Source organism: Dellaglioa sp. CoH-56-MRSF-12, from assembly GCF_056782075.1.
In genome coordinates this window covers 351,784-362,829 of record NZ_JBXAYD010000002.1, presented here as the reverse complement: position 1 = coordinate 362,829, position 11,046 = coordinate 351,784, and the positions used below count along the sequence as shown (strand labels likewise).

The following is an 11,046-nucleotide window of genomic DNA, read 5'->3' as shown; positions in this document are numbered from 1 at the left end:
CGAACACAGAAGTTAAGCTTCTTAGCGCCAAGAGTAGTTGGGGGTCGCCCCCTGCGAGGGTAGGACGTTGCCATGCTTTTTTTATTATTTTATTCCGGCATAGCTCAGTTGGTAGAGCGCTTGACTGTTAATCAAGATGTCGCAGGTTCGAGTCCTACTGCCGGAGTTTTTATTTTGTAATGTGGAGAATTGTCTGAGTTGGTCTAAGGAGCATGATTGGAAATCATGTAAACGGGTTTCCTGTTTCAAGGGTTCGAATCCCTTATTCTCCGTTGCAAATTGACCCGTTGGTCAAGTGGTTAAGACACCGCCCTTTCACGGCGGTAACATGGGTTCAAATCCCGTACGGGTCATATAAAGTAAATAGTGTATGTTGGAGGTTTAGCTCAGTTGGGAGAGCGTCTGCCTTACAAGCAGAGGGTCACAGGTTCAAGCCCTGTAACCTCCATCGAAGGTCCTATGGTATAGGGGTTATTACGTCCGCCTGTCACGCGGAAGATCACCGGTTCAAATCCGGTTAGGACCGTTTAATGGCTCAGTAGCTCAGTTGGTAGAGCAATGGATTGAAGCTCCATGTGTCGGCAGTTCGATTCTGTCCTGCGCCATTTATTTATAATATTTTGCGGGTGTAGTTTAGTGGTAAAACCACAGCCTTCCAAGCTGTTGTCGCGAGTTCGATTCTCGTCACCCGCTTTTATGATTTTGGGCCTATAGCTCAGCTGGTTTAGAGCGCACGCCTGATAAGCGTGAGGTCGATGGTTCGAGTCCATTTAGGCCCATCAATAATTTATGGAGAAGTACTCAAGTGGCTGAAGAGGCGCCCCTGCTAAGGGTGTAGGTCGTGAAAATGGCGCGAGGGTTCGAATCCCTCCTTCTCCGTTTTTCGTGTTATGACCCGTTGGTCAAGTGGTTAAGACACCGCCCTTTCACGGCGGTAACATGGGTTCAAATCCCGTACGGGTCAGTTTAATATTATCGCGGGATGGAGCAGTCTGGTAGCTCGTCGGGCTCATAACCCGAAGGTCGTAGGTTCAAATCCTGCTCCCGCAATTGGTCCTATGGTATAGGGGTTATTACGTCCGCCTGTCACGCGGAAGATCACCGGTTCAAATCCGGTTAGGACCGTCACAGGTATTATTGGAACCTAAACTTTTATAGTTGAGGTTCTTTTTTTAATTTTATTTACTTTAAGGAGATAAAAATGACTGAAAAACATCTATTCACGTCAGAATCGGTATCAGAGGGTCATCCGGATAAGGTTGCAGATCAAATAAGTGATGCAATATTAGATGCACTTTTAGAAAAGGATCCTAATGCTAGGGTTGCTTGCGAAACAACTGTAACAACTGGTTTAGTTCTTGTAGTTGGTGAAATATCAACAAATGCCTACGTTGATATTCAGCAGGTAGTAAGACGAACTATTAAGGAAATTGGATATATTAATTCACAAGTTGGTTTTGATGGTGATAATTGTGCTGTTATGGTTGCTATAGATGAACAATCTCCTGATATTGCATTAGGTGTTGATACATCTTTAGAAACTAAAAACGGTGATTTAGATCCTTTAGATCAGATTGGTGCAGGTGATCAAGGATTAATGTTCGGATATGCGGTAGACGAAACACCGGAACTCATGCCATTACCGATTTCAATTAGTCACAAATTAATGCAACGTGTTGCAAGTTTACGAAAAAATAAGGAATTAGAATACTTAAGACCTGATGCTAAGGCACAGGTAACTGTTGAATATAATGATAAAGGTCAACCATTTAGAATTGACACTGTTGTTATTTCTACACAACATGATGAAAAAACGGAATTGAAACAAATTCAAGATGATATGATTGAAAAAGTAATTAAAGTTATTATTGACCCTGATTTGTTGGATTCAGATACAAAGTATTATATTAATCCAACCGGACGATTTGTTATCGGTGGTCCAAAGGGTGATGCTGGACTTACTGGAAGAAAAATAATTGTTGATACATATGGTGGATATGCACATCATGGTGGAGGTGCTTTCTCCGGTAAAGATGCAACAAAAGTTGATCGTTCAGCTAGTTATGCTGCTCGCTATATTGCAAAAAATATAGTTGCAGCTAAAATTGCATCACAGGTTGAGGTTCAACTTGCGTATGCAATTGGGGTTGCTCAACCTGTATCAATTAATATTAATACATTTGGTACATCTAAATATGACGAATTGGATTTAGTTCAAGCTGTTCGTAAAATTTTTGATTTACGGCCTGCAGGAATTATTGAAATGTTAGACTTACGTCGCCCAATATATAAACAGACAGCAGCATATGGTCATTTTGGTCGTACAGATATTGACTTACCTTGGGAAAAAACAGATAAGATTAAAAGTTTACTTAACGAATTAAATTAAAATAAAAAATGACTTTATTAAATATCATTTTAATAGAGTCATTTTTTATTTAGGAGGTACTTTATGAATTCAAAAACAAATGTAAAATTAGTTACAATTGCTATATTTGTAGCAACATTTTTAACAGCCGTTGAAGGAACAATTGTTTCAACAGCTATGCCAACTATTGTTGGTGAACTTCATGGTGTTTCATTAATGAATTGGGTTTTTTCAATATATTTATTAACTAATGCCATGATGACACCAATATACGGTAAGCTCGCAGATGTTTTAGGACGTAAACCAGTATTTATTTTTGGTCTTGTCATATTTTTGGTTGGTTCAACTCTCTGTGGATTTTCTAATAGTATGGCCACATTAATTATTTCGCGGGCTATTCAAGGTATCGGGGCGGGTGCTATAATGCCAGTGTCATTTACTATAATTGCTGATATTTATTCTGTGGACAAACGTGCTAAAATAATGGGATTAAACGGATCTGCTTGGGGTATAGCGTCAATAGTTGCACCATTGTTAGGTGGTTTCATTGTTGATCATCTTAATTGGCACTGGGTATTTTTCATTAATTTACCTATTGGGTTAGTGACGATAGCAATGATACAAATTTTTTTCAAAGAAAAGCGAAGAATTATGAGTTCAAAAATAGATTTTTTAGGCAGTATATTATTAATGCTTAGTATTTTATCTATTTTATATAGTTTTCAACGTTGGGGCGATGATGGTATAGACCTGATTGTTTTAATTTCTTTCTTTATATTTATTATGTCGCTTTTATTATTTATTCAATGGGAAAAAAGAGTTGAAGATCCAATTATTTCATTGAAACTTTTTAATAATAGAACATTTGTGATTCAAAATGTAGTAGCAGCATTAATATCTGGATTTTTAATTGGATTTGAAGTTTATATACCAACATGGACTCAAGGAATATTAGGATTAAAAGCATCAATGGCAGGATTTGCAGTAACACCCAGTTCCATCTTATGGATAGCTGGTTCCTTTTTTGCTGGAAGTATGATGGCAGCTTGGACACCAAAAAAAGTTTTATCGATTAGTCTATTTTTTATTTTAGTGGGTGCCATTGCACTAGGTACTTTGCCTATAAATACACCTTTTTATCTTTTCTTTATCATTTCGGCTGTACTAGGGATTGGATTTGGGATTACCATTACAACTACGACAGTTACTGCACAGAGTTTAGTACCACAGGCTGACGTAGGTGTGGCTACATCATTTAATACTTTAAGTCGTACATTAGGACAAACATTAATGATTTCAGTCTTTGGGATCATATTTAATACACAAATGCATAAGGAAATAGTAAAAACACCTGGAACAAAGGACAGCATGATGGATATTTTAATTAATCCGCAAACGGCTAACCAACTACCGCAACATTTAATACCAAAATTACGTGAAGTTTTGTATCAAGGTCTTCATGGGATATATATAGCAGGTATTTTTATTGTAATTCTTGCAATTATTATTAATTTATTCGATAAAAAGACTAAAGATTATTTGCAATAACAGGGTTCGTTTGCTACACTAAAAATAATATAAAACGATTAAGAGGAACTAGTAAAGTAACTAACTATTTCAGCGAGTATATGGGAGTGGAAATATACATAGTTGGTTATTTGAACTCATCCTTGAGTTTTCTCACTGAACGGTAGTAGGTGCGAACGTTATTTCACGTTATGAAAAAGAGTCAGTATTTTATACTGGAATAATAGGTGGTACCGCGGAAAATTCGTCCTATAGAAGTTTATCTTCTATAGGACTTTTTTGTATATATAATCAGAAAGGAAGTAATACACATGGCATATAACCATAAAGAAATCGAACAAAAATGGCAAGCATTTTGGGATGCAAATCAGACATTTAAAACGACTGAAGATCCTGAAAAGAAAAATTATTATGCATTAGATATGTTTCCGTATCCATCCGGGCAAGGACTTCATGTTGGACATCCAGAAGGTTTCACGGCTACAGATATTTTGGCTCGAATGAAGAGAATGCAAGGATTTAATGTCTTACATCCAATGGGATGGGATGCCTTTGGTCTTCCAGCTGAACAGTATGCACTTGATACTGGACATAGCCCTAAAGCATTTACTAAAACGAATACTGATAATTTTAGGCGTCAAATTAAATCCTTGGGACTTTCATATGATTGGAGTCGTGAGTTAAATACGACTGATCCTGATTATTATAAATGGACACAATGGATTTTTGAAAAATTATATGAAAAAGGTTTAGCGTATGAAGATGAAGTTGCCGTTAACTGGAGTCCTGATTTAGGAACTGTTGTTGCTAATGAAGAAGTTATTGATGGTAAAACAGAACGTGGCGGGTACCCAATTGTCAGAAAACCAATGCGCCAATGGGTCTTAAAAATTACTGCTTATGCTGATCGCTTACTTTCAGATTTAGACGATTTAGATTGGCCAGATAGCATCAAAGAGCAACAAAGAAATTGGATTGGAAAATCAACTGGTGCTAGCGTTAACTTTAAAGTCGATCAACATGATGATATAAAAATTGATGTCTTTACGACACGTCCTGAAACTATTTATGGTGTTTCTTATATTATTGTCGCACCAGAATTAGATATAATTGATAAAATTACTATTGATTCTCAAAAGGATGCTGTTAAGGCTTATCAAAAAGAAATAGAAGTTAAGTCAGATTTAGAGAGAACTGATTTAGCTAAAGATAAAACTGGGGTATTTACTGGTTCTTACGCAATAAATCCTGTAAATGGTAAAAAATTACCAATTTGGATTGCTGATTATGTTCTAGCATCGTATGGAACTGGTGCTGTTATGGCAGTACCTGCACATGATGAAAGAGATTTCGAATTTGCAACTAAATATGGATTGGATATTTTACCCGTTATAGAAGGACCTGAAATAACTGATGAAGCAAATACTGAACCTGGTAAATATATTAATTCTGGTTTTTTAAATGGCTTAGTGAAAGCTGATGCTATCGAAAAAGCTATTGCTTGGATGGAAGATAATAACATTGGTGAAAAGAAAACAAATTATAAATTACGTGATTGGTTATTTTCAAGACAACGATATTGGGGTGAACCAATTCCTATTATTCACTGGGAAGATGGCGAAACAACAACAGTCCCTGTAGATCAGTTACCACTTGAATTACCTGAAGCAACGGATATTAAACCCTCTGGAACAGGTGAGAGTCCATTAGCCAACTTAACTGACTGGATTAATGTTGTCGACGAAAATGGGCGTAAAGGTAAACGTGAAACGAATACGATGCCACAATGGGCTGGTAGTTCATGGTACTTTGTTCGTTTTATTGATCCACATAACCCTAATGAAATTGCTGACCATAAAAAGTTAGAAGAATGGTTACCTGTTGACGTTTATGTTGGGGGTGCAGAACATGCTGTGTTACATTTGCTATACGCAAGGTTCTGGCATAAATTCTTGTACGATATTGGCGTTGTACCTACTAAAGAGCCGTTCCAAAAGTTAGTTAATCAAGGGATGATTTTGGGCGATAATCATGAAAAAATGTCTAAGTCTAAAGGTAACGTGGTTAATCCAGATGATATCGTTGAACGTTTTGGTGCGGATACTTTGCGCCTTTATGAAATGTTTATGGGTCCATTAGATGCCTCAATTGCTTGGAGCGAAGATGGGTTAAATGGTTCGCATAAATTTATTGAACGTATTTGGCGTTTAATTATGGATGAAGATAATCAAATTAGCGCAGCTATTGTTGATAAAAATGATGGTGAACTTGATAAGATTTATAATCAAACAGTAAAAAAAGTAACTGAAGATTACGAAGCACTTCATTTTAATACAGCTATTTCACAATTGATGATTTTTGTTAATGAAGCTTTTAAAGTTAAATCGTTAGCTAAAGAACAAGTTGAAGGATTTATTCAATTGATTGCACCAATAGCGCCACACATGGCTGAAGAAGTTTGGTCGTTGTTAGGAAATAAGGAATCAATTAGTTATGCTGCATGGCCAATATTTGATGAAAGTAAACTTGTTGAAAATACAGTTGAAATTGTCTTACAAGTAAATGGTAAAGTGCGTCAACATAGCGTGGTTTCAAAAGATGCAACTAAAGATGAATTAGAAAAAATGGCTTTAAATGATGACAAAATTAAAGAAGAACTTGAAGGTAAAACAATTCGAAAAGTAATTGCTGTCCCTGGTAAGTTAGTTAATATTGTCGCAAATTAAAGCTTTAATTTAAGTAAACGGGGACTACAAAATTATCGATATTTTGTGGTTCCTATTTATTTTTGGTTAAAATTCAAAAAATAAATTGCAACTGAATTTTAAAAGCTATAAAATGGTAAGATTAAGTATGATCAGAAAGTAGGGTACAAAAGTAATGGATGAAGATATCGAAGTAGAGGGCCAAGCAGCTTCTGAACAAAATGACGCTAAACAAAAGATGTTGCAAGGATCAGCTTGGATGACTGCTGGTAGTATTTTTTCAAGAGTTTTAGGGGCAATTTATATTATTCCATGGAATATGTGGTTGGGACCAGATAGATTACAAGCTAATGCACTTTATAGTATGGGTTATAACGTTTACAGTTTCTTCTTAATGATTGCTGTTGCTGGTGTTCCTTCAGCCGTAGCTAAGCAGGTTGCGCATTACAATGCACAAAATGAATATGGTATTGGAAGACGCCTATTTAAATATGGGATGGCTTTAATGGCGATTATGGGTGTAGTCTGTGCAGTAATATTATGGATTATCGCACCATACATTACAAGTGGTGATAAGAATGTGATTCCAGTCTTTAGATCCTTATCTTGGGCATTATTGATTATTCCTATGATGAGTTTAATACGAGGCTTTTTTCAAGGCTATCAGGAAATGGCTCCGTCAGCAATTTCACAGTTCTTTGAACAAATTGCTCGAGTTATTTATATGCTTGCCGCAACTTTTATCATCATGAAAATTAGTCATGGTAGTTATATTACAGGTGTAACGCAGTCAACTTTTGCGGCTTTTATTGGGGCCTTAGGCGGAATGCTAGTTTTAGTATGGTATTTTTATCGTCGAAAACCAGAATTGGATCGATTAGTTGCCAATAGTGATAATAAGTTAACAATTTCTACCAAACAAATTATTAAAGAAGTTATCAGGGAATCTATTCCTTTTATTATTATTGGCGCTGCCATTACGATTTTTGGATTGATTGATCAGTATACCTTCTTTGGTATTATGAGCCATGTTACAAACTACTCACGAACGATTCAAAATGAACTGTGGGCATTATTTAGTTTTAATGCTAATAAATTAGTTATGATTATTATTTCTATTGCGTCTGCCATGTCTATTACAGCTATTCCGTTATTATCTGAGGCATATACAAGAAATGATAAAAAGGCTTTGAGTGAACAAACTTCTGACACCTTACAATTGTTCTTTTTCGTAATGTTACCTTGTGCCTTAGGGATGGCAGCTGTTGCTCACCCACTATATGTTGTTTTCTATGGGTATGATCCAGTTGGAATCTATGTTTTACAATTTTCAGCGTATGAATCAATCTTCTTAGGATTATTCACAGTTGTTTCTGCTATTTTACAAGGTGTTTATCAAAATAAAAAAGCAATTATATATTTTGTCGTTGGAGTGGTAGTTAAATTAATTGTTCAATATCCATTAGTAGCTTGGTTAGGTGCCTTTGGGCCATTAGCAGCTACAGGGATCGGGATGGGCGTAAGTTCATGGCTAATGATTCGCTCATTACACAAAATGTTCCATTTAAATGTAAAATTAATACAAACAAGATTAAATAAAATGATGCTTTATGCACTAATAACATTTTTTACCGCATTTATAGTAGTAAAAATTGCTTATCTATTTTTACCAATAGACAGCCGAATTAGTGCAATTATCACAATTATTGCTGCCGCTGGATTAGGTGGCTACATATATATTTACTTCAGTTTAAAAACAAGATTAGCCGACAAAATATTGGGCGAACGGGTTGCTGGATTACGCCGTAGATTGAGAATTAAGTGAGGTTTAATTTAAAATGAGAATTGATAAATTTTTGACGGAAACGCAATTTGGTACAAGAAGTGATGTTCGAAAAATTATTAAACAGAAGAAAGTGATTGTTGATGGCGAGTTAATCACTAGCATTAAACTTCAGGTTAGTCCATCAAAATCGGTTATTCAGGTAGATGGTGATGTAATTCACTATCAAAAATATTATTATTATCTTTTAAATAAACCAGCAGGTGTGTTAACGGCAACTAAAGATAGGAAACAAAAGACAGTGATGGATTTGTTCAATAGCGTCGATTATCGGGATGATTTATTTCCAGTTGGACGGTTGGATAAGGATACAACTGGACTATTGCTTATTACAAATGATGGACAATTAGGTCATCAGATGTTGTCACCAAAACATCATATCGATAAAGTGTACTTTGCTAAAGTTGATGGGCAAGTGACTACTGACGATGTGATTAAATTTGAAACCGGATTGCTATTAAAAGATGGGATGCAAACTAAACCTGCAAAATTAATTGTTGAATCTTATAATAGTGATTCAAATATCTCAGAAGTTTTAATTACGATTACTGAAGGTAAGTATCATCAAATCAAACGAATGTTTGGAGCTATCGGTATGAAAGTTATCAGACTTGAACGTAAAAAAATGGCTACTTTAGAGTTAGAACCAACGCTATCGTTAGGCCGCTATCGTGCTTTAACAGATGAAGAAATTGAATCAATCAAATAGAAAATTGTTGGCGTAACTAGCCAGCAATTTTTTATTATTTTATTTGTTTTTGATGTTCCTTTATTGAGTAGTAAGGTCTATCAATATATCTAACTGAATACGCTTTTAAATACCGATTATTAAAATTTTGTGATAAAATGGGCTTACTAATATTTTAGGAGGAATTCAAATGAGTATAGATTGGAAAGCAGAAGTTGAAAAGCGTCAAGACGCCTTATTAGAAGATTTATTTGCAATGTTAAAAATTGAAAGTGTTCGTGATGAATCAATTGCAACAACTGAAGCACCTTTAGGTCCAGGACCTAAAGCTGGGTTAGATAAATTCTTAGAAATTGGAACGCGTGATGGTTTTGAAACATTAAACCTTGATGGTTTAGCCGGACATATCGAATTTGGTGAGGGGGATGAAACGTTAGGTATTTTAGCTCACGTTGACGTTATGCCTGCTGGTAACGGTTGGGATACTGATCCATTCACACCAGTCGTGAAAGATGGTCGAATTTATGCTCGCGGTGCCTCAGATGATAAAGGACCAGGAATGGCTGCATATTATGGTTTAAAAATCATTCAAGAATTAGGATTACCAGTTTCTAAAAAAGTTCGATTTATTATTGGAACGGATGAAGAAAGTGGTTGGAGAGGAATGACTCATTACCTTGAAAATATGCCTGAACCTGATTTTGGATTTTCACCAGATGCATTTTTCCCAATCATTAATGGTGAAAAGGGAAATATTACTTACTTCTTAAACTTTAAAGGATCAAATGGAGATAAGGATCAATTGCTTGAATTTGATGCTGGCCTCCGTGAAAATATGGTTCCTCGCGATGCTAAAGCTGTTATTAAAACAGAAGACGGCGCTGAGATGGAAGAAGTATTTAACGATTTTATTGCTGCTAATATTGTTACAGGTAAAATGGAACGCAATAATGATATTGTGACTATCTCGATGGTAGGAAAAGCAGCCCATGCACAAGAACCTAAAAATGGAGAAAATGCCGGAACTTTCTTGGCATTATTCTTGAACCAATTTAATTTTGGTGGGGATGCTGCTAACTATCTTCGTTTGGCTGCTGATTACTTACACAGAGATTCACGTATGAACAACTTTAGTATTGCCTTCACTGATGATATCATGGGCGATTTAACGATGAATTCTGGAATTTTCACATTTAAAGCTGATAAAGGTGGACAAATTGCCTTGAATTTCCGCTTCCCTAAAGGTATGACGGAAGTAGATATTAAACGTGGTCTTGAAAATGTAACAAATGAAATGAATGTTGTAATTGAAGCAGGTAGGTTACAAGGACCTCATTACGTTTCACCAGAAGATCCTTTGGTTAAAACATTATTAGGTGTTTATACGAAACAAACTGGCGAAAAAGCTGAAGGTTTAGTCGTTGGTGGTGGGACGTATGGTCGTCTCCTAAAACGTGGTGTTGCTTTTGGTGCAATGTTCCCAGGTGTACCTGATACAATGCATCAGGCCAATGAATTTATTCCTTTAGATGACGTGCTGAAAGCTGCTGCCATATATGCTGAAGGAATATACGAATTGATCAAGTAAATAATTAATTTTATATACTTGTATGATACTAATATACATTTAGGATGGCTTTTTTTAAAAGATTTATCATCTTTAAAGTATCGTTAATATGTAATCATTTGTAAAAAATAATGTAACCTATACCCCTAATGTTGAAAAACGTTAGGGGTATTTTTATGATTAAATTTCCACTTTAATACAAAATTTAAACCGTTTAAACATAGTTAATGGGAACTAAATTGAAGACGTAAGTTAGTAAACAGTATGGTATCAGTAGAAGCGTATTTTCAGTCTTCGTCACAATATTTGAATTAAAACTTCAAAATATTATGTAAGCGATTAACATGG

At 35.6% G+C, this 11,046-nt stretch carries 6 protein-coding genes, 12 tRNA genes, 1 rRNA gene and 1 other annotated feature; all 19 genes read left to right on the top strand.

Annotated features, from left to right (window positions below; translation table 11 throughout):
* Positions 1–76 (top strand): 5S ribosomal RNA (gene rrf / locus AC1RPY_RS03680); the annotation flags it as partial.
* 17 nt (positions 77–93) lie between these two features.
* Positions 94–166 (top strand) — tRNA-Asn (locus tag AC1RPY_RS03675).
* A gap of 17 nt (positions 167–183) precedes the next feature.
* Positions 184–272 (top strand) — tRNA-Ser (locus AC1RPY_RS03670).
* Between the two features lie 9 nt (positions 273–281).
* Positions 282–353: transfer RNA gene (locus AC1RPY_RS03665), tRNA-Glu, on the top strand.
* Between the two features lie 22 nt (positions 354–375).
* A tRNA-Val gene (locus AC1RPY_RS03660) sits at positions 376–448 on the top strand.
* A gap of 5 nt (positions 449–453) precedes the next feature.
* Positions 454–526, top strand: a tRNA-Asp gene (locus tag AC1RPY_RS03655).
* Between the two features lie 6 nt (positions 527–532).
* Positions 533–605, top strand: a tRNA-Phe gene (locus tag AC1RPY_RS03650).
* Between the two features lie 17 nt (positions 606–622).
* Positions 623–693, top strand: a tRNA-Gly gene (locus AC1RPY_RS03645).
* 11 nt (positions 694–704) lie between these two features.
* Positions 705–779 (top strand) — tRNA-Ile (locus tag AC1RPY_RS03640).
* 12 nt (positions 780–791) lie between these two features.
* Positions 792–879: transfer RNA gene (locus tag AC1RPY_RS03635), tRNA-Ser, on the top strand.
* A gap of 13 nt (positions 880–892) precedes the next feature.
* Positions 893–964, top strand: a tRNA-Glu gene (locus AC1RPY_RS03630).
* A gap of 12 nt (positions 965–976) precedes the next feature.
* A tRNA-Met gene (locus AC1RPY_RS03625) sits at positions 977–1,050 on the top strand.
* A gap of 2 nt (positions 1,051–1,052) precedes the next feature.
* A tRNA-Asp gene (locus AC1RPY_RS03620) sits at positions 1,053–1,125 on the top strand.
* Between the two features lie 76 nt (positions 1,126–1,201).
* Positions 1,202–2,389, top strand: a complete 1,188-nt coding sequence (metK, locus tag AC1RPY_RS03615) for a methionine adenosyltransferase (RefSeq protein WP_481761151.1) — start codon at positions 1,202–1,204, stop codon at positions 2,387–2,389.
* Between the two features lie 63 nt (positions 2,390–2,452).
* Positions 2,453–3,916, top strand: coding sequence for an MDR family MFS transporter (locus AC1RPY_RS03610; RefSeq protein ID WP_481761152.1), 1,464 nt, complete (start codon positions 2,453–2,455; stop codon positions 3,914–3,916).
* A gap of 28 nt (positions 3,917–3,944) precedes the next feature.
* Positions 3,945–4,150, top strand: a binding site (T-box leader).
* A 56-nt stretch (positions 4,151–4,206) separates the two neighbouring features.
* The gene (leuS, locus tag AC1RPY_RS03605; protein WP_481761153.1) at positions 4,207–6,621 is read left to right on the top strand and encodes a leucine--tRNA ligase; all 2,415 of its coding nucleotides are present in this window, start codon (positions 4,207–4,209) and stop codon (positions 6,619–6,621) included.
* 154 nt (positions 6,622–6,775) lie between these two features.
* On the top strand, positions 6,776–8,425 hold the full coding sequence (locus tag AC1RPY_RS03600) for a putative polysaccharide biosynthesis protein (protein WP_481761154.1): 1,650 nt from the start codon (positions 6,776–6,778) through the stop codon (positions 8,423–8,425).
* 13 nt (positions 8,426–8,438) lie between these two features.
* A complete protein-coding gene (locus AC1RPY_RS03595) occupies positions 8,439–9,152 on the top strand; it encodes a pseudouridine synthase (RefSeq protein WP_481761155.1) in 714 nt (237 codons plus the stop codon).
* Between the two features lie 169 nt (positions 9,153–9,321).
* Positions 9,322–10,719 (top strand): dipeptidase PepV, encoded by a 1,398-nt coding sequence (gene pepV / locus AC1RPY_RS03590; RefSeq protein ID WP_481761156.1) that lies wholly within the window; start codon positions 9,322–9,324, stop codon positions 10,717–10,719.
* Positions 10,720–11,046: the final 327 nt, after the last annotated feature.